The sequence below is a fragment of the Maledivibacter sp. genome (assembly GCA_025210375.1).
Lineage (GTDB): Bacteria > Bacillota > Clostridia > Peptostreptococcales > Caminicellaceae > JAOASB01.
Genome location: JAOASB010000042.1, coordinates 19,987 through 44,150, shown reverse-complemented (window position 1 = coordinate 44,150; position 24,164 = coordinate 19,987). Strand labels below are relative to the sequence as shown.

Below are 24,164 nucleotides of genomic sequence, written 5' to 3'. Positions count from 1 at the left end.
TTGAGGCGTTTATCGGAAGTGCCTGGCTAATAAAAAACCGAAGAAAGTTTGAGGCGTTTATCGGAAGTGCCTGGCTAATAAAAAACCGAAGAAAGTAAAAGAAAAGGAGCATCGAAAGATGTTCCTTTTTAAATATAATAAAAGATAGGATTAGGTTATAATGGCTAAAACAACATATAATATAGTTTTTATAAAAAAAGATTATTTTAACAAAAATACACATTTTGTAGAAATGTTAGACCCGTACGACACAGATAAGCAGATAAAACGAAATTATATGTTTTTAAATATTAAATACAAAAATAATAATATTTTTGTTCCCTTAAGAAGTCAGACTATTTCCAACGGGAAGTATGGGGTTATAGGCTATCCTGTTCCTACTAAAGAAAAACCCAATGCGGGATTAGATTTTAGAAAAATATTAATTGTTAACGAGCTATCCTATATAGAATTCCCACAAAACCCAAAAATCCCAAATGCACAGCGAAAAATTTTAGAGCAAAACTATAAATCTATAGAGAACATGATTATCCAATACATAAATGGATATATAAAATCTGTTTTAAAGCAACGTGAAAAAAGAAATAAGAAATATAGATTCTCAACATTGCATAATTTTCATAATGAATTAGGTATTATCGAAACCTTGAGAGAAAAGCAAACAGCCCAGAAGCAAATAGCATCAGCAGAAGAATCCTGAGGGGCTATTTGGAAGTAGCTTCATCAAAAGTTGTTGCTTACTTTTCCATCAGTCCAAGACTATTCCTTGTCGCTCCTATGTATCACTTAAATCTCCAAAGTCCCTTATTATTTTTTCTAGCTTCTCTTTCAAGCTGGGTAAAAATCCTTTGATATTTTACATTGGGCTGTATAGTCATTACTCTACCATAGCCCTCCCTAAGTAGGATGGCATTAAACATATTTTCCTCTAAGTTACCCTTAGAAGGTTCAGTAAGCCATACGTATCTTAGAAGACGACCATACTTGTCCTTGTCACCAACATCCTTTTCTAGATAAATAACCTTACCTAATAATGAAGAATTAGTAAATTTACTAGCTTCTTTTCCATAGGGCTGGGGCTTGTATTTATATTTTCCAGCACTTTCTGGAGTGTTCACACCAATAAATCTTATTTTTTCTTTTATACCGTTTAAAATGACTTCAATAGTATCTCCGTCAACAACCCTTTTAACAACGGCCTTTTCATAATCAGAATCACCAAGATTATTCCATATGGAGTTATTTATTTCCTTTACAAGATCAACTGCTTTATTTTTTATGTTTGTTAGTTCTTCCCTGGTAATGATATTACGCAGCTTATATGCTAAATTGGAAATATCCCTCTTTAATTCTTCTCTATCCTCCGGTGTAAAATGTTTATCTATACTAGCCCTTGTTTTTACTGAAGCTTCTCTAATAGTACTGAAAAAGTTTGAAGAGCTATTATCAACGGTTGGAGACTCCTTCACAAAATCCGGTAAGAACAGAAAAAGTAGCAATCCAATAATTATAAAAATAAATGTTCTTTTCATTTTAGCCTCCTAGTGGTAGGTTTAAACTGTGATATTCTATAAGTATATCTATAGTATAGCAAACATTTGTACGTATTTGAAGAAAATAAAAAAGGGATCGTCCTTTGAGACGACCCCTTATATTTATTTTAAACAACTCTTCTTTTCTTAGGAAGGATATTTTCCCAGAAATTCTTAACAAATATGGCTAGCTGTATAACAGAGGTCACACCTGTTATTATACTGTCAGTATCGTCAAGGGATTTTGCGGCAGCACCGCTTTTTTCAGTTATGGTCTCTACTGTATCCCTCACGGCCTTTACATCATGGGAAACTTCACCTGTTATTTCATCAATATTTTTAGCTATAGAAGGCATTTCATTTAGGGTCTTTTCAATATTTTCCTTGTTGTGTGATAATATATATCTGACTTCCTTCAAAGTATCATTAAACTTTTTAAGAACCAATATTAGATAAAAAATTAAAACCAACAAAGCCGCCCATAATAGCATCAGACCTAAATCACTAAGTGTAATTGTTATATTATTCATAAAATCACTCCATTTAAGATAATAGCCTTTAAGTATATCTAAATGTAAAAGCCAGTATCAAATATTATTTATCCTTTGAAGTTATAGTATTTCTACAAATAATGTGAAATTCCCTTCTTTTCATACCCAATTTATATAAAGTATTTTACAGAGCTTCTTCATCCAAGTCTTTATCATCACTTGCTTCACATTCAATTTTTTGCATTTTAAATACTTCCTTTGCATCAGAAATTTCTTTTCTTAACCATTCAATTGATTGAGCAATTTCACCATTTATTTTATCCTTAGCTTCAAGCAAATCATTTTCAACACTATCCTTGATTTCCAAAGCATTCTCTTGAAGTCTTCTACGGGTATTTTCTCCAGAATCAGGAGCAGTCAATACACCTGTGAGGCCTCCAACAAGACTGCCAAGCACAGCTCCTATGGTTATCCCCTTAGAAAAGCCCTTTCTTCTAGCCTCTAACTCTCTCCTTCTAACAAAGCCAAACATATAATACACCTCCTCGCCTTCAAAATAATTATATTAATTCAAAATATATCTCATAGAAAATAATGAATGCTTCTACATTTTTTCTTTGAAATATATTAAACCTTGAAGTTGTTTATCTTTACTATAAACATTATTAAAATATATGCACATTTTTTAAAATATAGTAGTTTTTGTCCTGATTTTATAATTGTTTTGAAATATTATATATTTTCATATGTATAAATTAGGATTTAACCTAAACTCTCTATATGTGTATAATTATATTTAGATGAGGAAATTGTATAACTCTTATTTGGCTAAGTTGTATAATACATAGGGTATAGCCTTTGGGATTTTAAACTCACATGTGGTAGATGGCTTTTATAGAAAGTGATTATGTAATTTCCTCAGATATCATAAATAAGAGGTGAAAAAGGATATGGAATTCAAAATGTTTCTAAATGGACAATGGGTTGAAGCCCATAGCAAAAAAACATTCGAGGTTATTAATCCCGCAAATGGTGAATTAGTAGGTACAGTGCCAATGGGGAGTACGGGTGAAACAAAAAGAGCTATAGAAGCGTCATATGAGGCCTTTGGAAAATGGTCAAAGCTTCCCGCCGAAGAAAGATGTAAATATCTAAAAAAATGGTATGAATTAGTCATGGATGAAAAAGAAGAGATAGGAAGAATCATGACCCTAGAGCAGGGTAAGCCCTTGGCAGAAGCTATTGGTGAAGTTGTATACGGTGCTAAATTCATAGAATGGTATTCGGAAGAGGGAAAGAGGATATATGGTGAAACTATTCCAGCATCAGCAGAAAATAAAAGGATACTCGTACATAAACAGCCCGTAGGAGTCGTTGGGGCAATAACCCCATGGAATTTCCCCGCTGCTATGATTACTAGAAAAATGGCACCGGCTTTAGCGGCAGGATGTACTATAATTGTTAAACCTGCATTCAATACTCCCCTAACTGCAATAAAACTCTTTGAGCTTTTTGAAAGGGCTGGCTTTCCAAAGGGAGTGGCTAATTTAGTAACCGGATCAGCTAAAGAAATAGGAAATACGATGATGGAGGATAGCAGAGTTAGAAAAATTACATTTACAGGGTCTACTGAGGTTGGCAAACTTTTAATGTCTCAAGCTTCAAAAACCGTTAAAAATATATCCTTAGAGCTTGGGGGACATGCGCCCCTTATAGTTTTCGATGATGCAGACCTAGATAAGGCTGTAGAAGGTGTTTTAGTATCCAAATTTAGAAACGGAGGACAGGTATGTATAGCCACTAATAGAATTTATGTTCAGGAAGAAGTACAGCATAGTTTCATAGAAAAGCTAGCTAATAGGGTTAAAGAAATGAAAATAGGAAATGGCCTGGAGGCAAATGTTGATATTGGACCGATTATTGATAGGGCTGGATATGAAAAAATAAATCAACATATAGATGATGCAGTATCTAAGGGAGCAAAAATAGAAGCAGGGGGTAGGGGAAGACATGAAGGGCAGCATCAGGATGCTGGATATTTCTTTGAACCCACTGTACTATCATGCATAAAACATGATATGATAATAATGGAAGAAGAAACCTTTGGGCCAGTGGTACCCGTTGCTGTTTTTAAAACAGAGGAAGAGGTAATAGGATTAGCTAACAATACAAATTATGGATTGGCTGCCTATGTATTTACTGAATCCCTTTCAAGGGGTTTAAGGATAAGCGAGGCCCTTGAATATGGTATTGTAGGACTAAATGATGGTAAGCCTTCTACTGCACAAGCACCCTTTGGGGGATTTAAAGAAAGTGGCATAGGTAGAGAAGGTGGACATTTTGGTATAGAAGAATTTTTAGAAGTAAAATATATTTCCATAGGTTTATAAAAAAATGAGGTGATTTTTATGTTAAAGGACATAGCTTATAATGAAATGTCAAAGGAAATGTTGGATCAGCTTCAAAGGGGAGCCTTTCTCACCGTAAAGGGTGGAGGTGAATTAAATACCATGACAATAGGATGGGGAAATATAGGAGTTATATGGAGTAAGCCCATATTTACAGTGATGGTACGTTATTCTAGATACACATATGAGCTACTTGAAAAAACAGATGAATTTACTGTAAGTATACCTCTTTCCAAGGATATGAAAAAGGAATTAGGCATATGTGGTACAAAATCAAAGAGAGAGATTGATAAGTTTAAGGAATGTAATCTAACTGCTGAGAAGGGCAAGGTAGTCGATACTCCAATAATCGGTGAGTGTGACCTTCACTATGAATGCAGGATAGTATATAAGCAGGCTATGGAGCCAAGTAACATAGATAAAAAAATAAGGGAAGTTAAATATTCAGACAATGATTTCCATGTGATTTATTATGGTGAGATAGTAGCAAGCTATATAAAAGAATAGCTTCAATGGCTAACCGGTTATAGATAAAATAAAGGCAAAGCTTGGTATTAGGCTTTGCCTTTATTTGCTATAGGACTATTAGTTAAAATCCATGTCTTATTTCTTAGCACTAAAAGAATGACCCAGAAGCTCGTAACTCGGGACTAACAGCTACAAAAGCATTTCCCAATGTTTTTGCCTATATACTGGGATACCCTACCCTAAAATTCTTGTCATCTATTTTTATGCTTCTCGCCTCTATAAATATACATGAATCAATGAGTTCTAACGCAAAATTAGGTAAAGCAATATCCTTCTCTGTTATTTCATCATCTGGACAATTAAAATTGGCAAACTCCCCCAATCCATTTTCATAGTAGCCTATTGAATTAAGCTTAGTATAGTCAAAGCAAGACTTTTGACTTAAATTACCCTCATCGTTTATGAAGTAAAAAGAAAAGACCTCTTCGAAGGTTATTTTCACCTTATCATCGGAATTGCTATTGGGTTTGATATCTATAGATATTTTTTCCTTTGGAACATTTATATCGAATTTCTCAATAGTGCTTTGCTTTAAGCTATTTAAAAGTGGCTGAAGCTTTGTTTGTGACAAATGATCACGTCCTTTTATCTTAAAGTATGTAATTCTATCAATAGCTGTCTCCATATATTTGTACCACAACGGAATCCAGAATTCAATAGAAAATATTACATTCCCTAGCACTCTTTCCATAATATTTAATACTTTCTAATCATATAATTCTATAAAACATAGAAATCATAGTATCTCTTCTATATGACTTAAAAGAAGGAGTTAACCTTAAAGGGGTTGACCACAACAGTTTTTACTTACAGCTTAGAACCTGAAATTTGCAACTATAAAGCGATGTCAGTCGCTTTCATACTGGAGGCTATAATGATCAATATTATTTGGTTTTTTATGATTGGTATAGGAATAGTATTTGCAGTTATAAATGGGAATTTAGATATGATAAATCGGGTGGTTATAGAAAATACAGGAGAGGCTGTAACCTTTGCAATAGGTCTTACGGGTATTATGGCTACTTGGCTGGGACTCATGAAAATAGCAGAAAAATCTGGACTGATAAAAAGTATGGGAAAAATACTTAGCCCTCTATTAAGATTTATTTTCCCAGAGATACCTAAAAATCATCCTGCAAATACAGCTATCATAATGAATATGGCCGCCAATATGTTTGGTGCTGGAAACTCAGCTACGGCTTTAGGACTTAAGGCAATGGAGGAACTACAAACCCTCAATGATAAAAAGGATACAGCAACTAACGCTATGGCTATGTTTTTAGTAATCAATATGTCATCGGTACAGCTGATACCCCTTACTGTCCTAAAGGTAAGGGCCGATGCAGGTTCAGCAGATCCAACGGAAATAATATCCACCACCTTAATAGCAACTATCGTATCAACCATAGTAGGTATTACAGTTTGTAAGATAATGGAGGGGAAGTAGACCTATGTATAAAATATTAAGTATTATTTCAATAGGTGCTATTCCTCTTATGATAACAATAATACTGGTTCATGGATATATAAAGGGTGTAAAACTCTATGATACCTTTGTAGAAGGTGCTTCAGAGGGTTTTAAAACATCCATTAAAATAATGCCCTATCTCATAGCCATATTCTTAGCTATAGGGATATTCAAAGAGTCTGGAGCCCTAGAGGTATTTTCAAAGCTACTCCTCATACCGGGAAAACTAATTGGACTTCCAAAGGAAATAATCCCCTTAGCTATTCTAAAACCCATCTCAGGCAGTGGTTCATTGGCCATGGTCAAGGATATAGTCCACACATACGGAGCCGACTCCCTCGTAGGACGTATTGCCTCAACCATGATGGGCTCATCGGAAACCATATTTTATACCATGGCAATATATTTTGGAGCAATAGGAGTAAAAAAGTCAAGACACACCCTAACCTCTGCCCTTATAGCCCATATGGCTGGAGTAATAGCCTCCGTAGTGGTGTGTAGGATGATTTTTGGATAGGTTAAGAGATGCCAAGGATATTACTCAATTATTGAAATAATTAGGATAAAATTCCATATTATTAAAAGGATTAAAGATATGAATTGTTGAATATATATTTAGGGGACTAGCTTTTAAATTATAATTACATCTATGTAAATTCTTCAATGAATATAGATTTCCCAAAGTTAAATTTAATTTATACATTTCAAAATATACGATGTTTCTAGGGATTTTTGATGTGTATAAATCAATTATTTGACTGGAATATCTATAGTATCTTTAGTATTTCTCTAGAAATTCTAATTTATTATCATGGAGGTTAGCATGTATAAATTAATACTTGTTGATGATGAAGAAGAAGTAAGAAAAGGTATATTAAAGAAAATTGAGTGGCAAAAATATGGATTTGAGGTTGTCGGGGAAGCGGAAAATGGAAGAGAGGCCCTTGAAATAGGGGAAAAAATTATACCCGATGTCGTTATAACAGATATAAAAATGCCTTTTATGGATGGAATTGAACTTACAAAGATGATCATGGAAAAATTTCCTGGGACAAAAATAATAATACTTACGGGCTTTGATGAGTTTGAATATGCTCAAAAAGCAGTCAAGCTAAATGTTGTTGACTATGTATTGAAGCCCATTTCATCAAAGGAATTCATACAAATACTTGAAAAAGTAAGATCCATAATGGATGAAGAAATAGCAGAAAAGGAAGATATCAAAGCTTTAAGAAAAATGTACACCAAGAGTCTTCCCATATTAAGGGAAAAATTTTTAGCTTCACTCATCACAAAACAATTGGGACAAGATGAAATCTATGAAAAGGCAAATAATTATATGATAGATTTATCCGGTAGTACATTTATTGTAGCCACTCTAAATATTGACCAATATCATTATACCTATAACCCAAAGAAGAAAAAAAAGTTGCCAAAGGATATGGAAATATTAAGTAATTGGGAAGAAAAAGAACTCATGAAATTTGCAGTACTGAATATATGTGATGAGATTGTGAAAAAACGTGGACTTGGAAATGTTTTTATACATAATGAGTATATAGTTGTATTAGTTTGCTCCCATGAGAAGCATAGAGACATGGTTATGGGCAAAATAAATTCATTATTCCAGGAGATTGGAGTAGCTATTGAGAAGCTATTAAAGCTGACGGTTACAATCGGAATAGGAACCATATTTAATGACATTGGCTTGGCAAAGGAGTCCTATGACAATGCTTTATGCGCACTAGATTATAGGTTGGTTATAGGTAATAATAGAATTATTTTTATAGATGACATTGAACCAAAAAGGAAGGAACGAATAGTATTTGATGAAGACAAGGAGCATCTACTTGTTAGCAATCTAAAGGTAGGAACCCCTATTGACATAGAAAATACTGTTAAACACCTATTCAAAGAAATTATTGATAGCCAAGTATCCCTAAATCATGGTCAGATATATATTTATGAAATGCTGACAACCATACTTAAGGAAGCTAGAAATCTAAATATAGATATTGAACAAATTTTTGGTGAAAATTATAATCTATTCTTTGAATTAAATAGGTTCTATGACCTTATCGAAATACAAAATTGGGTTACTGAAATCTGTATTAAAGTAATGAATTTCATTACAAAAAATAGAAGGGATAGCTATCGGCTTCTTGTAGACAAAGCAAAGGACTATGTTAATAATAATTATCACGAAAAGGATATTACCATAGACAAGATGTGTAAATATCTATATATAAGTCCAACTTATTTTAGCTCAATATTTAAAAGGGAAACCAAGATGACATTTATAAACTATCTCACCCAAACTCGTATGGAGGCAGCAAAGGAATTATTGAGAACAACTAATTTCAAAAACTTTGAGATAGCTGAACGGGTGGGCTACTCAGAGCCAAACTATTTCAGTTATTGCTTTAAAAAAAATCTTTGCATATCCCCTACATCATATAGAAAGAGCTTCCAAAACCATAGGAAGCTGAGGTGATGATGCCATGGAGGGTAAGAAAGAAAAAAGAATATTTACCAGGTTGGTAGGGGGTCTGAGCTTTAGAAGTCTACAATTCATTATAACTGTATCATTTACGTTTATAACTGTTCTCGCCATGTTATTTGTAGCATTAACATTATATAAAAAGTTTTCCGATATCGCTGAACAAAATACTTCAATTAGTAATGAAGAGGTGGTAGAACAGGTAAATATGAATCTAGATCATTATATGAGAAGCATGATAGAAATCTCTGATCTATTGGAAAATAATATAAATATCAATCAATATTCCTCTAGATCAAAGCTAGAAGAATATATGAATATAATTTTAAGTACTAGAAAGGATATAGTGACCATAGCACTATTCACCGAAGACGAAGATGCAGTTGCCTGTGCGCCATCACTTCCATTAAAGAACAATGTAGTTTTATCTAACCAAGATTGGTTCCAAATACACTCAAAAAACAGTGATAACCTTTATTTTTCCTCCCCCCATGTACAGAACTTATTTCCTAAAAAACATAATTGGGTTGTGTCCTTAAGTAGGAAGGTAACATTTATGAAAAACAACAAACCAGTTAAAGGTGTATTATTAATAGATATGAACTTTAGAACCATAGAAGAGATTTGTCAGAGGGTTAATCTAGGAAAAAAAGGTTATGTCTATATCATGCATTCCAACGGAAGTATTATTTTTCATCCCCAGCAGCAGTTAGTTTATGTGGGTCTAAAATATGAAAACCATTATGATTTTATAAAATATAGCTATGGCAATTTTATTCAAGATTTAAATGGTGAAAAAAGGATGCTCACAATAAATACATTGCCCTATGCCGATTGGAAAATAGTCGGGGTATTTTATATGGATGAGATAGCAGCTACTAAAAAGGAAACAAGCATATTTGTTAAATGGATTTTATTCTTTGGAGTAGTATTCTTTATAGTAATACTCGCATTTATTTCGGCAAAAATATCTCAGCCCATAAAGCAGCTTGAGCAGTCCATGAAAATGGTGGAGGAGGGTCGTTTTGATATTAATATTGATATTAAAGGTGAAGATGAAGTTGTAAGGCTTTCAAAGACCTTCAATATGATGATATCGAGGATAAGGCAGCTAATGAATCAGATAGTGGTTGAACAGGAGGCAAAACGCAAGAGTGAACTCAATGCCCTTCAAGCCCAGATAAATCCCCATTTTCTCTACAATACCTTAGACTCTATTGTATGGATGGCGGAAAACGAGAAAAGTGGAGATGTAATAACAATGGTTACTTCACTAGCTAGATTGTTCAGAATAAGTATAAGTAAGGGGAAACATATAATTACAGTAAATGAAGAGCTTATACATGCCAGAAACTATTTGATTATTCAAAAGATGAGATACAAAAACAAGTTTGAGTTTAGTTTTCAAGTTCAGGAAGAGATTCTTAAATATAAGACCCTAAAGTTAATTTTGCAGCCTATTATTGAAAATGCAATATATCATGGAATCGAATATATGGTTGATGAAGGCTTAATTACCATATGGGGAAGAATCATGGATGGGAAATTACTATTTGAAGTAAGGGATAATGGTTTAGGAATGAAAAAAGATATCCTTGAAAACATACTTTCCCGGGAAGCAATAGATAAAAAAACCTTTGGAGTAGGGGTTAAAAACGTACATGAAAGGATAAGACTTTATTTTGGAAATGAATATGGTCTTGAAATTGAAAGTGAATTAGAAGAGGGTACCTCAGTGAAGATATGGCTGCCTTTAATTGAGGAGGAAGATTATGAATAAAGAAATGTATAGGATAAAAAAGCTTTTGATCACTTTCCTCATAATTATACTTTGCTTATCCTTAGCAGCATGTAATAAGAGTGCTGTTGTTAATAAAAATGAACAAAAAAGAAATATAGCTTTTATTGTAAAAATGAAAAGTGGTGACTACTGGAAAACTGTAAAAATGGGAGCAGATACTGCAGCTAAGGAATTTAATGTAGATATAGATTTTAATGCACCCTATGGTGAAGAAGATATAGAAGGTCAGATAGAATTAGTTAATAGGGCAATTGATAACAAAGCCGATGCCATTATAGTGGCGGCAAGTGATTATAATGGGCTCGTAGAAGTAATCGAAAAAGCATATGATAGGAAAATTCCAATAATAATAATTGATTCTGAGGTTAATACAGAAAAATATAACAGCTTCATAGGAACCGATAATTTTGATGCGGGTAAAAAAGCTGCGGAAATACTTATAAGCATGATAGGAAAAAAAGGTAATATAGCCATCATGGGTTTTGTGAAGGGTACAGGGAATGGAGAGCAAAGGGAAAAAGGATTTTCAAATATAATCTCACAGTATAGCGGAATAAATGTGATCTCAAAGGAATATTGTCTTTCAAACATAGAGCGTGCTGTAATACTAACAAAAAAGATTATTCGAGAGAATGAAGATGTTGATGCAATAGTTGCTTTAAATGCAATATCCTCCATAGGCGTTGCAAAGGCAATAGATGAAATGAATTTAGCAGGAAAAGTAAAAGTAGTAACCTTCGATAGCACTCCCGAGGAGATTGAATACTTAGAAGGGGGAGTGATACAGGCCACAATTATTCAAAACCCCTTTAGTATGGGGTATTTGGGGGTAAAAAATGCAGTTAAAGCCCTAGAAAAGAAGGACATAAAAAAACGTATAGACACGGGTTCAAAGGTAATAAATATAGAAAATATGTATTTGCCTGAAAATCAGAAACTTTTGTTTCCATTTGTAAAATGAATAATGTGTTTATAATAAGTGGCTTGAAGGCCATTTTTTTATTGCATATCATTTGTTGTAGAGAAATTTTACTCAAATTAAGGTAGTGGATATAAGGGATCAGTAAAAATATAGTAGTATTTCAATATAAAACTGTAGAATTTTATATTAATTTATATTTTTGTTGATGATATATTTAAGGCAAGTCAGAAATTTTTGAAATTTCTATGTATTGGGACTTGAATTATAAAAAATGTAAGGGGGAAATTGTAACTATGAAAAAAGGGAGAAAAATTGTTGTATTTATTACCGTAATCACACTTTTAATCAGTATACTTTCTGCATGTGGTAACAGTGCCACAAATAGTAGTAACGACGGTGGAGATATACAAATCGGAGTTGCAATCTACAAATTTGATGATACATTTATGACTGGCGTTCGTAATGAAATATCTGCAAGTGCAGAGGGTAAAGCACAGGTAGATATTGTTGATAGTCAAAACTCACAACCAACACAAAATGATAAGGTAGATCTTTTTATTACTAAGAAAGTCAATGCCCTAGCAATAAATCCCGTTGATCGTACTGCCGCAGGAGTGATCATCGATAAAGCAAAGAAAGCAGATGTGCCAGTTGTATTTTTAAATAGGGAACCTCTACCCGAGGACATGAAAAAATGGGATAAGGTGTATTATGTAGGTGCAAAGGCTGAAGAATCTGGAACAATATCTGGTCAGCTTATAGTAGATTATTGGAAAGCTAACCCGGATGCAGATAAAAATAAGGACGGAGTTTTACAATATGTTATGTTGAAGGGAGAACCAGGACATCAAGATGCAGAATTACGTACCAAATTCTCTGTTAAGGCCGTTGAAGATGCAGGGATAAAGGTTGAAAAGCTTGCTGAAGATACTGGAATGTGGGACCGTGTGAAGGGTCAAGAAAAAATGGCTGCATTCATAGCTTCCCATGGAGATAATATAGAGGCTGTATTTGCTAATAATGATGATATGGCACTGGGAGCAATAGAAGCATTAAAGGCTTCCGGATATTTTACAGGGGATAAGTATATGCCCGTAGTTGGAGTTGACGCAACGGCACCTGCACTAAAGGCACTTGAAGATGGAACCCTTCTTGGAACAGTGCTAAACGATGCTAAGAACCAAGGTAAAGCTACATTCAATCTAGCATATGTTCTTGCCAAAGGGGAAACTCCAAACAAAGAAAATGCTGGATACGAAATAACCGATGAAAAATATGTATGGATACCTTATAAAAAAATAACGAAAGAAAATATGGATGATGCTAAGTAAATTATTATAGTAACAATCCCTTAGAAAAATTTAAATTCTTAGAAGAAAGCAGGGGTACAATAAAAAATTGGCCCTTGTTTTCTATTAAAACCCATGGCAATAAAAGGTTTCTATCTAAAAACAAGTACCCAGGGGGTGGTTGAATGAGTAAAAGTAATTACTTGCTGGAAATGAATGATATGTCAAAGGAATTTCCCGGCGTAAAGGCGTTGGATAATGTAACTTTAAAAGTCCGTAGAGGAAGTGTACATGCACTTATGGGTGAAAATGGTGCAGGGAAATCTACACTTATGAAATGCTTATTTGGAATATATAAGCAGGATTCTGGCGAAATTATTCTAAACGACAAAAAGATCGATATATATAATTCAAGGGTTGCACTTAATAACGGTATTTCAATGATCCACCAGGAGCTTCATCCAGTACCCTATAGAAGTGTAATGGAAAATATATGGCTTGGAAGATTTCCAAATAAGGGGTACGGACCCTTTAGTTTTATAGATCATAAGAAAATGTATGCGGATACAAAAAAACTTTTTTTAGACCTTGATATGAATATAGAACCAAGGACTATAATTAAAAATTTGTCTGTATCTGAAGTACAATTGGTGGAAATAGCTAAAGCCATTTCCTATAACTCAAAAATCATAGTCATGGATGAACCAACATCCTCATTAACGGATAATGAAGTGAAGCACCTGTTTAGATTAATAAACCGCTTGAAGGATAAGGGCATTTCTATTATTTATATATCCCATAAACTGGAAGAGATATCCCAAATATCGGATGAGGTAACAATTATGAGAGATGGTAGGTTAATTGGGACTTGGGATACAGTCAATATTACTACGGATATGATTATATCGAAGATGGTAGGTCGTGATCTTAATCAAAGATTTCCAGCACGAAGTAATGGGATTGGTGAGACTATATTGAAGGTTCAAGGACTTACATCCCCCTTTCCTAAATCCTTTAAGGATGTATCCTTTGAATTACATAAGGGGGAAGTACTAGGTATAGGTGGGCTTGTAGGCGCTCAACGGACAGAATTAGTCGAAGCAATTTTCGGACTGAGATCTGTAGAGTCAGGAGATATATTTATAGATGGCAAAAAGGTTAAAATAAAATCTCCTATTGATGCAAAAAAACATGGGATTGCATTACTTACAGAGGAACGTCGTGTTACGGGTATAATACCAGTGTTAAATGTGCAAGAAAATACGTTAGTTGCAAATTTAAAGCAATATATAAGCTCTCTTTTCCTTATCGATGAAAAGAAAAGAAGGGAAGATACTGATAGGAGTATTGAAAGGCTGGGGGTTAAGACGCCTTCCTATAAAACTCTGATTAAAAATTTATCGGGTGGAAATCAGCAAAAAGTGCTTTTGGCTAGATGGCTTCTTACTAAGCCAGATATATTGATATTAGATGAACCGACCCGTGGAATTGATGTTGGAGCAAAATATGAAATATATACAATGATCGTTGATTTAGCCAAACAAGGTAAAAGTATAATAATGATATCCTCCGAGATGCCAGAGCTTATCGGTATGTCTGATAGAATAATGGTCATGTGTGAAGGCAAACTTTCAGGCTTTGTAGATGGAAATAATGCTAATGAAGAAGCTATAATGCGTCTTGCCACAGAATTTAGCTTGTGATTTAAGGAGGTCATAGATATATGGTTAGTATAGAGAGTAAGAAAACAAAGGAAATATTATTTCAAAATGCAATTTATATAGTCTTAGCAGTACTGGTAATAGTTATTGCCATTTGTGATTCCCGTTTTTTATCTTTAGTATGCCTTCGTGACATTCTACTGCAAAGCTCAACGAGGGTTATTATAGCGTTGGGTGTTTCCTTTATATTAATAACAGGAGGTGTGGATTTATCATCGGGGAGAGTTGTTGGACTCGCAGCCGTTCTTTCCGCTTCCATGCTTCAAACAGGGGATTACATCAGAAGATTTTTTCCCGATTTACCTAAATTACCATTAGTTATACCTGTTTTGATTGCAGTTGTTGCGGGATTAATAGCAGGCTTAATGAATGGATTTATTGTATCTAAGCTAAGTGTACCGCCTTTTATTGCAACTCTTGGTACTATGGTAATTGTTTATGGATTAAACTCCATTTATTTTGATATCTCACCAAATGACTCACAACCCATAGGGGGCTTACGAAGTGATTTCACAAACTTGGGTTCAGGATACCTTTATTCGATTCCAATAATTGTGCTGATTGCCATAACAGTATCGATAATAGTGTGGGTCATATATAACAAGACAAATTTAGGTAAAAATATGTATGCCATAGGAGGGAATCAAGAAGCAGCAGAGGTATCTGGCATAAATGTGGGACGGACATTGCTTACTCTTTATGCTATTGCAGGCGCTCTTTACGGACTTGCTGGAGTGCTGGAAGCAGCTAGAACAGGAGGGGCAACCAATAATTATGGAACCATGTATGAATTGGATGCCATTGCAGCTTGTGTAGTAGGAGGAGTATCAACTTCAGGTGGTATTGGTACCGTACCGGGAGTACTTGCCGGGGTACTTATATTTAGTGTAATAAACTATGGGCTAACATTCATTGGTGTAAATCCCTATTGGCAGCTTATAATAAAGGGGCTTATTATTGTCACAGCGGTTGCCTTTGATATAAGGAAGTATTTAACTAAGAAATAAGAATCATACAATACAAAGGGTCATAGTAAAAACTTAAAGTACATAATTAAATCCCTATAAAGTATTTTTATAAAGGGCCGATTGGGGTTATACATACCATCAATCGGCCCTTTAAGATAACCTATTTATCAAATAAAAATAGTAATTTTATCTCCATCTTTTAAAATGTACTTGGATTTTGTTTCTACATCGTTAACTAATATTTCTTTTGCTTTAATTTTATTTTGTATCTGTGTTCTGCTTATATCTATTAAATTTTCATTTAACAGCTTATCAAGTCTAATTTTGCAATTTTTATTTTTTATAAATATATCAATTCTATCAATATTTTCTTTTTTATATTTCATGGCAGAAAACTTCTCGATTTTTACTTTTGTGTCACCTTTTTTTCTATATTTTTCTTCCTTTGAATATCTATTGCTTTCCAGTGAATTGGGATTACTTAGAGTGTTTGAGTTGTTTGAAAAGTACTTATTTATAATTTTATTCCATGTATGTCCTTTTTCACATTTATATATAGCATATTTATATATTTTTTTTCCATTGGCATTATGTCTTCTAACCATGGAATCGTAGAATATTACCTTCTTTCCACAACCTGAACAATATCTTTCTATACTGTCGATTTTGTCTTCGAATAACTCCCAATTTAATACTATTTGACTCATTTAGTCTACCTCCTTGAATTTTCCAAGTAAGGTATATCGGGTCAATATTTATGGCTAATAACATAGACAACACCTTACCTGTAAATAGTTTTTATAAGCTCCATTACGTTTTTTGTAAATGATGGCATAAGTTAACCTCCTTTCCTTCAAAAAATGAGTAAAAAAAAACCCACAGACAATTAAAATTGTCCATGGGATTAAGATATCGATATATTTTACTGTAAAGCTTAAATTTTACAGTTACATCTAGTAAATAAAGCCCATAAAATATTGGGCTCCGTCAACAGACTAAAAAAACCATGCTCAAAATAAGCATGGTTTCTAATCAATATCTATAGATAATAAAAACCCTATGCAAATCCTAATTCTCAACATTATCAAAGAAAGCAACACAAAATAAAGATATTCATGGATATCCTCGAGGCTTTCTTAACGAATATTAATTTCGATTACTTGATAATGTTAAAAATTAATCTTCTCATAGAACTAATTTACTCCTTTATTGAATACTATTAATAAATATCATTATACAAAGAATACGTCAGCCTGTCAATGATGGTATTAGGCTAAGTACAAAAAACAATAAAATTCGAACAATTATACAATTTGTTGACAAATTAATCCCTTAGTTGTATGATAAGATGATGGAATACATAGGATAACGTTTCCTTGATTATTAATAAAATTACTTAAAACAACAAAAAAGACTAAAAATTTTGAAAAAACGCCAAAAAAAATTACCTATGTGATCGCAAAAGTTGAAAATTTTCGAAAATCATGGTATTATAAAAAGGATTAATAAACATTAATAATTATATCAAACTTAATTATAAATATCCATATGATAATTGCGAGAGATACCTTAAAAGGGAGCCGAAGAAGCAATATATAGATTCTCAAGTCTATATAGAATCTTTCAGGCAAAAGGATCGCTATTTGATGGAACTCTGGAAAGACCGAGATGGCGCCGACGGAGCAATACATTATTTCCTGTGTAGAAACTCTCAGGCAAAAATACAGAGGAATATGAGTGACGGTGGTGTTATTCGTATTCTTTTTTTGTAAATTATTAGGGGATTTAAAGCTAGTAATATCTTATAATTTTCATTGAATGTTGTAACAAAAGCATCGCTAGACTAGTGGGTTTGAATTGAAAATTTTGTTTTAATTCCATAAATCAAAATATAGAAATAATAGTTTTAGAGTGGATTTAAATTTAAGTAACTATTATGTAGCAATGTGTAGATAAAGATCATCGTTACTTAAAATTACATTATATATGGGAGACCTATAAGTCTAGTATGGTCATAGCTTCAATAATTGTTTATAGCCCTATATGTGATGTGCCCTCAGTGAACTATTATAAAATTTTACAAATGACATAATCGTGATTAAAATATAATCTGATTTAAAAGAGGTGTTGAGCTTTAGGGTTTGGAATTAGGCTCCCACTATTTCCAGTAATGTCATGGAATAATTCAATTAAATTAAGAGTTCCAGATAGATATTAATTTATACATAATAAAACATCCCATATTTTGGGGTCTTTTGCTATGTATAAATTAAAGTTTTTGCTGGACTCCCTATAAAATACAATTTAATAATATTACTAAGTGTGGCATGTAGAGAGGAGTGGAGATAATGCAATGCTGTTGTGGTAATAAGGATGGTAGTATCAAAAGGTTGCAAGTTGATTTAAAAAAGCTAGATCCGATATTAGATAAGTACAAGGGTTTATCGGGGAGCTTGATTAGTGTTCTTCAGGAGGCGCAGGATATATATAACTATCTACCTATAGAGGTTTTAGATTATATAGCTACAGAGATGAAAGTAAAACCTGCGAAGGTTCATGGAGTAGCAACTTTTTATACCCAATTCAGATTAGAACCCGTTGGTGAATTTGTAATTATGTTATGTCAAGGTACTGCCTGTCATGTTAATGGTTCAAAGGCTATTGAAGAAGCTATCACAGAGGAGCTAAAGATTAAAGAAGGTGAAACAACAGAGGATAATCTGTTTACCCTAGAAAATGTGGCTTGTCTTGGATGCTGTAGTCTATCACCAGTTATGATGATTAATGGAGAGACCTATGGAAATCTTACTCCAGATAAGGCAAAGGAAATCATAAGAGAAATCAAGTCAAATAAAAGCGAGGAGGTGTAGGTTATGAAGATAGTTATTGGTCAAGGAAGCTGTGGTATAGCAGCTGGAGCTAATAAAGTTCATACAGAATTTGAAAAACAAATAAATGATAAAAATCTTCATGTGGAGCTTGCACTAACTGGCTGTATCGGTATGTGCCATCTAGAGCCTATCGTTGATGTGGTAGATGATAATGGAGATAAGACAAGATATGTAACTGTAAAGCCTGAAATGGTAGAAGAAATAGTAGCAAAGCATATTATAGAAAAACAAAAAGTCAGTGAATATACCATAGATGAAGTGGATCAAAGGATATTAGATAAGCAAGAGAGAATAGCACTTAGAAACTGTGGAATCATTAATCCAGAACATATTGAAGAGTATATAGAAAAAGGTGGATATAAGGCTGCTGAAAAATGTATTAAGGACATGAGCCCACAGGAAGTAATAGAAGAGATAAAGATAGCAGGATTAAGGGGTAGGGGTGGAGCAGGATTTCCTACATGGTTTAAATGGAATGCAGCAAAACAGTCACCTGGAGATACTAAATATATTGTATGTAATGCAGATGAGGGTGACCCAGGAGCATTCATGGATAGAAGTGTTTTAGAGGGCGATCCCCATAACTTAATTGAAGGAATGATCATTGGTGGATATGCCATGGGAGCTTCTGAAGGTATCATTTATGTTAGAGCAGAATACCCCTTAGCAATAGTTCGTCTAAAGATTGCAATAGACCAGGCTAGGGAAAAGGGCTTCCTAGGAAAAGGAATATTTAATGAAGAAGGATTTAATTTTGATTTAAGAATTAAAGCTGGAGCAGGAGCCTTTGTATGTGGTGAAGAAACTGCACTTATTGCTTCCTTAGAGGGTGAAAGGGGTATGCCTAGGTTGAAGCCTCCATTCCCAGCACAAAAGGGATATTGGGGTCAGCCTACAAATATCAATAATGTTGAGACCTTTGCAAACGTTCCTTGGATACTTGCAAAGGGTGGAAAAGCCTTCGCAGCTCTGGGAACTGAGAAAAGTAATGGAACTAAGGTTTTTGCCCTTACTGGAAAGATAAAAAAGGGTGGTTTAGTTGAAGTGCCTATGGGCATGAGTCTTAAAGAAATCATTTTTGATATAGGCGGAGGTATTAAAGAAGATAAGGAATTTAAAGCAGTTCAGATGGGTGGACCTTCTGGAGGCTGTATTCCTAAGCACCTTTTAGATACTCCCGTTGATTATGATTCCATAAATAAGACTGGAGCTATTATGGGTTCTGGTGGTATGGTAGTAATGGATGAAACCACTTGTATGGTAGATATGGCACGTTTCTTCCTTGAATTCACTCGTAAAGAATCCTGTGGTAAGTGTATATACTGTAGAATTGGTACAAAAAGAATGCTTGAGATTCTTACTCGAATTTGTGAAGGTAACGGAAAAGATGGAGATATAGAAATGTTGGAAGAACTGGGGCAAAAGATAAAGGAAGGTTCTTTATGTGGTCTTGGACAAACTGCTCCAAATCCAGTACTCAGTACCCTCAAATATTTCAGAGAAGAATATGAGAGTCATATATATGATAAAAAATGTCCGGCTAAGCAATGTGAAAATCTACTTTCTTATAATATCTTGCAGGATAAATGTATAGGATGTGGGCTTTGTGCTAGGAAATGTCCCGTGGATGCAATTAAGGGCCAGATAAAACAACCTCATCTTATAGATAATGAAAAATGTATTAAATGTGGTCAGTGTAAAAAGGCATGTAAGTTTAATGCAATAGAAGTCATGTAGATAGGGGTGAGAAAATATGCCAGAATTAAGATTAAATATAAATGGACGAGAAGTAATAGGCTGTAAAGGTCAAACTATACTAGAAGTAGCAAGGGAAAATAATATAGAAATACCAACTCTTTGCTATGACGAAAGAGTAGAAGTTTACGGTTCTTGTGGACTTTGTGTTGTAGAAGTTGAAGGGATTCCAAAGCTTCTAAGGGCTTGTGCCACAAAAATAAGTGATGGAATGGTAATACAAACAAATACTAATAAGGTTAGGGAATCAAGAAAGACCGCCTTAGAACTGCTGCTTTCAGATCACGTTGGAGACTGTAGACCTCCGTGTGTATCAGCATGCCCAGCCAATACCGATTGTCAAGGATATGTAGGACTTATAGCAAATGGTGAATACAAAGAGGCACTTAAGCTTATAAAAGAGGAATTACCACTACCTGCCAGTATAGGAAGAGTATGTCCTCATCCATGTGAGGATGCATGTAGAAGACAGCTTGCCGATGAACCTGTATCTATTGCATGGTTAAAAAGCTTTGTAGCTGATATAGATTTAAAGGGCGAAGAAGCCTTCCTACCGGAGCTTAAATCTGATACTGGAAAAAGAGTGGCCGTTATTGGTGGGGGGCCTGGAGGACTTACTGCTGCATATTATCTTGCAAAGGAAGGTCATAAGGTTGTAATCTTTGAAGCGATGCCTGAAATGGGAGGTATGCTGAGATATGGTATACCACAATATCGTCTTCCTAAGGAAGTGCTTAATAAGGAAATAAGCATAATTGAGAAAATGGGCGTAAAAATGGTTAACAACTTAAGGGTTGGTAAGGATGTTGACCTTAGTCATATAAGAAAAACCTTTGATGCTGCTTATGTAACTATTGGAGCATGGAGAAGTGCTAACTTGAATTGTCCGGGCTCAGACTTAGATGGGGTTATAGGAGGAATTAACTTCCTTACCAAATTTGCAGTAAATGAACCCGTTATAACAGGGGATAGGATAGCTGTAGTTGGCGGTGGTAACACTGCTATGGATGCTTGTAGAACGGCTATAAGACTTGGGGCTAAAGAGGTTTATCTTTTATACCGTAGAACCAAGGATGAAATGCCTGCAGATGCTGTAGAAATCAAAGAAGCAGAAGAAGAAGGCGTAACCTTTAAATATTTAGTTAATCCTATAGAGGTAATTGGTGAAGATGGCAAGGTTAGTAAGGTTAGGCTTCAAAAGATGAAACAAGGTCCAGCCGATGCCAGCGGAAGAAGGAGACCTATGCCTATCGAGGGAGAAGAAGAAATAATAGAAGTGGATTCTATAATTTGCTCAATAGGACAAAAGGTTAATGCGGCTGGCTTTGAAGAATTAGAGCTTACGGATAGAGGAACAATCTATGCCGATGAAAACACATACCAAACAAACTTATCCGGTGTATTCGCTGGTGGAGATGCAACCAATAAAGGAGCAAGTATCGCTATTGAAGCCATTGGTGAAGCCAAAAGAGCTGCTGGAGTTATATGTAAATATCTTGAAGGAGAGATTATTCCATATAAGAAGCCATACTATGTAGAAAGACATGATTTAACAGAAGAAGATTTTGATCATATTGAAAAGGCTAAGAGACCTTCAATGCCTCATCTTTCTCCAGAGGAGAGAAAGTATAACTTTGAGGAAGTTGTATGCGGATATAGTGAAGAGGATGCTAAGAAGGAGGCCATGAGGTGTCTTGAGTGTGGATGCCACGACTTCTTTGAATGTGATCTTATAAGATATGCTAACGAATACGATGTAAAGCCACAGAGGATTACTGGCGAAGCTCATAAACGAAGACTAGATGATGGACACCCATTCATAGAAAGAAATTCTGATAAATGTATTCTTTGTGGACTATGTGTAAGGGTCTGTGATGAAGTAATGGGCGTTGCGGCATTGGGTCTTGTGGACAGGGGCTTTGATACCATAGTTAAGCCAGCCCTTAATATGCCTTTAAAAGAGACGGATTGTATATCATGTGGGCAATGTATAAGTGTTTGCCCAACGGGAGCCCTTGGAGAAAGACTTGGTATAGAGAAATCTGTTCCTGTTAAGACCAAGGAAACCCACACTGTTTGTTCACATTGTAGTGTAGGCTGTAATATGAACTTAAATACAAAGGGTGACCTGCTTATTCGTTCCCTTCCTGATAAAGAAAGCAAGGTAGATGATGGGCTTCTTTGTGCAAAAGGAAGATTTGGTTTTGATATAGCAGAGAAGGACAAAAGACTTACAACACCATTAGTTCGTAAGGAAGGTAAGCTTCAAGAGGTTTCATGGGAGGAAGCGGCACTTTATACTGCTAAAAAAGCAAAGAGTTTATCATTACTTTATGGAAGTGACTCTCTAGCTTTTGCAATTTCAGATAAATATACAAACGAAGAAATATATCTTGCATCTAAGTTTGCGAAGGATGTATTAAAAACTGAAAATATTATTTCCTTCAATAGCTTACAGAATGGAATAAAGGATGTACTTGGATATGATGCTTCAACCAATACCTTTGAGGAAATACTTTCTACGGAAACAATTATTTTAGTTGGTTCAGATGTGATGAAGGATCATACTATTGTTGGACTTAAGATTAAAAAAGCAGTAGAAAATGGAGCAAAGCTTATTACAATTAATCCATCGGAGACCACAGCCGATGAATGGGCATATAAGAAGGTAATACCTGAAAATAATATAGACTTTTTAAAGGAAATCGCTAAGGCATTAATTGATAATGGATTTGTGCCATCTAGTGAAAGGGCAGTCGGTTTTGAAGAATTAAAATCAAGTCTTGAAGAAATTAATGTAAGTGATGCAGCCAAAGAGATAGCTGATATTTATGGTAATTCGAAGAAGGCTATGATTGTATTTGATCAAAACGGTATTACTGTAGATGGAGCAAAAATGCTTGCAAATATAGCTGTTATATGTGGACATATAGGTAAAGCGCGTAGCGGTATTATACAGCTTAAAGCCAACAATAACAGTCAAGGACTTGTGGATATGGGTATTTCCAAAGACTCAGAGGAAATCATTAAGGGAATAGAAGAAAAGACCATCAAGGGACTACTTGTATTTGGTGAAGATATACCCCATGTGGACTTAAGTAATCTAGATTTCTTAATGGTTAGAGACATTCACCTAACTGAGACTGCGAAAAAGGCAGACGTTGTACTGCCAGCCGTTAGTTTTGCTGAGTCTAGAGGAACATATACTAGTAGTGAAAGAAGAATACAAAGAATAAATCAGGCCATACCTCCCCTTACAAAAGTGGAAAACTGGGAGATAATAATAAAACTTGCCAATGCCCTTAGTACTACAATGGAATACAATAGTCCCGATGATATACTTGATGAGATATCAATGAGTATACCTGAGTACTTTAGAGTAAATAAGGAAATAGGCAAGGATGTATTTTGGCCAGTTAACAAAAGTCCTATACTTTACACAGATAGTAATGGATTTAACTTCCCTGATAAAAAAGCTAGACTTCAAACAATTGAAGATGGAAAGCTATTTGAAAAGAGAGGGAATACAAGTAATCTTAATAACAGATTTATTGAGAAGCTTAAAGATGAAGAATTAATTTAGTTAGCAAGGATATCAGGCCCTATTGTTAGTGGTCTGAGCAGGTGAAAAAGGTTCGGGGCTTTGTGCAAAGGTCGAAATTTTCGGCTCTCCTTTATAAATTGTAAGATACTCTCTTCGCTTAATGTTTGCCCCAAACCTTTTTCTACCTGTTATTTAATATAGAAGGAACCCAGATGTTATATCATCTGGGTTTTTTATATTTAATAAATCCTATAAAGTTCTATTGGAAGATATTTTTTGCTTTTTTCAAAATTCATGTAACAGTTTATTATCCTTCTGATTTATAAATAGCGGCATCGCATATGTG

General features: G+C 34.4%; 19 protein-coding genes and 1 riboswitch. Of the genes, 14 read left to right on the top strand and 5 right to left on the bottom strand.

Annotated features, from left to right (window positions below; genetic code table 11):
• The first annotated feature begins 160 nt into the window (after positions 1 to 160).
• Positions 161 to 700, top strand: a complete 540-nt coding sequence (locus N4A68_15295) for a hypothetical protein (protein MCT4565661.1) — start codon at positions 161 to 163, stop codon at positions 698 to 700.
• An 82-nt stretch (positions 701 to 782) separates the two neighbouring features.
• Here the strand turns inward: N4A68_15295 and N4A68_15290 are convergent, their stop codons facing one another.
• From N4A68_15290 to N4A68_15280, 3 genes are all read right to left on the bottom strand, one after another.
• A complete protein-coding gene (locus N4A68_15290; GenBank protein MCT4565660.1) occupies positions 783 to 1,532 on the bottom strand; it encodes a thermonuclease family protein in 750 nt (249 codons plus the stop codon).
• A 128-nt stretch (positions 1,533 to 1,660) separates the two neighbouring features.
• Complete coding sequence (locus N4A68_15285; protein ID MCT4565659.1) at positions 1,661 to 2,062, bottom strand: DUF948 domain-containing protein; 402 nt, start codon at positions 2,060 to 2,062, stop codon at positions 1,661 to 1,663.
• Positions 2,063 to 2,207: 145 nt separating this feature from the next.
• Positions 2,208 to 2,555, bottom strand: a complete 348-nt coding sequence (locus tag N4A68_15280; protein ID MCT4565658.1) for a YtxH domain-containing protein — start codon at positions 2,553 to 2,555, stop codon at positions 2,208 to 2,210.
• 430 nt (positions 2,556 to 2,985) lie between these two features.
• On the opposite strand from N4A68_15280, the gene N4A68_15275 reads away from it, so the two are divergent.
• Positions 2,986 to 4,413, top strand: a complete 1,428-nt coding sequence (locus N4A68_15275) for an NAD-dependent succinate-semialdehyde dehydrogenase (protein MCT4565657.1) — start codon at positions 2,986 to 2,988, stop codon at positions 4,411 to 4,413.
• Positions 4,414 to 4,431: 18 nt separating this feature from the next.
• Entirely contained in the window at positions 4,432 to 4,938 is a 507-nt protein-coding gene (locus tag N4A68_15270; GenBank protein ID MCT4565656.1) for a flavin reductase family protein, read from the top strand.
• 178 nt (positions 4,939 to 5,116) lie between these two features.
• Here the strand turns inward: N4A68_15270 and N4A68_15265 are convergent, their stop codons facing one another.
• A complete protein-coding gene (locus tag N4A68_15265) occupies positions 5,117 to 5,584 on the bottom strand; it encodes a hypothetical protein (protein ID MCT4565655.1) in 468 nt (155 codons plus the stop codon).
• A 249-nt stretch (positions 5,585 to 5,833) separates the two neighbouring features.
• Between N4A68_15265 and N4A68_15260 the strand changes: the two genes are divergently transcribed.
• The 8 genes from N4A68_15260 to mglC all read left to right on the top strand — a co-directional run bounded on the left by N4A68_15260 (position 5,834) and on the right by mglC (position 15,667).
• A complete protein-coding gene (locus N4A68_15260; GenBank protein MCT4565654.1) occupies positions 5,834 to 6,406 on the top strand; it encodes a spore maturation protein in 573 nt (190 codons plus the stop codon).
• Between the two features lie 4 nt (positions 6,407 to 6,410).
• A complete protein-coding gene (locus N4A68_15255; protein MCT4565653.1) occupies positions 6,411 to 6,944 on the top strand; it encodes a spore maturation protein in 534 nt (177 codons plus the stop codon).
• A 306-nt stretch (positions 6,945 to 7,250) separates the two neighbouring features.
• Positions 7,251 to 8,921: a response regulator gene (locus N4A68_15250; GenBank protein MCT4565652.1), complete on the top strand. Its 1,671-nt coding sequence runs from the start codon at positions 7,251 to 7,253 to the stop codon at positions 8,919 to 8,921.
• 7 nt (positions 8,922 to 8,928) lie between these two features.
• A complete protein-coding gene (locus N4A68_15245) occupies positions 8,929 to 10,707 on the top strand; it encodes a sensor histidine kinase (protein ID MCT4565651.1) in 1,779 nt (592 codons plus the stop codon).
• Positions 10,700 to 11,689 (top strand): substrate-binding domain-containing protein, encoded by a 990-nt coding sequence (locus N4A68_15240; protein ID MCT4565650.1) that lies wholly within the window; start codon positions 10,700 to 10,702, stop codon positions 11,687 to 11,689. The genes N4A68_15245 and N4A68_15240 overlap by 8 nt, the downstream gene beginning before the upstream one ends.
• Before the next feature lie 254 nt (positions 11,690 to 11,943).
• Positions 11,944 to 12,981, top strand: coding sequence for a galactose/glucose ABC transporter substrate-binding protein MglB (gene mglB, locus N4A68_15235; GenBank protein MCT4565649.1), 1,038 nt, complete (start codon positions 11,944 to 11,946; stop codon positions 12,979 to 12,981).
• Positions 12,982 to 13,124: 143 nt separating this feature from the next.
• A complete protein-coding gene (locus N4A68_15230) occupies positions 13,125 to 14,642 on the top strand; it encodes a sugar ABC transporter ATP-binding protein (protein MCT4565648.1) in 1,518 nt (505 codons plus the stop codon).
• Between the two features lie 20 nt (positions 14,643 to 14,662).
• Positions 14,663 to 15,667, top strand: a complete 1,005-nt coding sequence (mglC, locus tag N4A68_15225) for a galactose/methyl galactoside ABC transporter permease MglC (protein MCT4565647.1) — start codon at positions 14,663 to 14,665, stop codon at positions 15,665 to 15,667.
• A 128-nt stretch (positions 15,668 to 15,795) separates the two neighbouring features.
• Here the strand turns inward: mglC and N4A68_15220 are convergent, their stop codons facing one another.
• Positions 15,796 to 16,335, bottom strand: a complete 540-nt coding sequence (locus N4A68_15220) for a S4 domain-containing protein (protein ID MCT4565646.1) — start codon at positions 16,333 to 16,335, stop codon at positions 15,796 to 15,798.
• 841 nt (positions 16,336 to 17,176) lie between these two features.
• Positions 17,177 to 17,277, top strand: a riboswitch (glycine riboswitch).
• A 699-nt stretch (positions 17,278 to 17,976) separates the two neighbouring features.
• Between N4A68_15220 and nuoE the strand changes: the two genes are divergently transcribed.
• From nuoE to N4A68_15205, 3 genes are read left to right on the top strand one after another with little or no spacing between them, the layout of a single operon-like run.
• Positions 17,977 to 18,498, top strand: coding sequence for an NADH-quinone oxidoreductase subunit NuoE (gene nuoE, locus N4A68_15215; GenBank protein ID MCT4565645.1), 522 nt, complete (start codon positions 17,977 to 17,979; stop codon positions 18,496 to 18,498).
• A gap of 3 nt (positions 18,499 to 18,501) precedes the next feature.
• A complete protein-coding gene (gene nuoF / locus N4A68_15210; protein MCT4565644.1) occupies positions 18,502 to 20,256 on the top strand; it encodes an NADH-quinone oxidoreductase subunit NuoF in 1,755 nt (584 codons plus the stop codon).
• Positions 20,257 to 20,272: 16 nt separating this feature from the next.
• Complete coding sequence (locus tag N4A68_15205) at positions 20,273 to 23,857, top strand: molybdopterin-dependent oxidoreductase (GenBank protein MCT4565643.1); 3,585 nt, start codon at positions 20,273 to 20,275, stop codon at positions 23,855 to 23,857.
• Positions 23,858 to 24,164 lie beyond the last annotated feature (307 nt).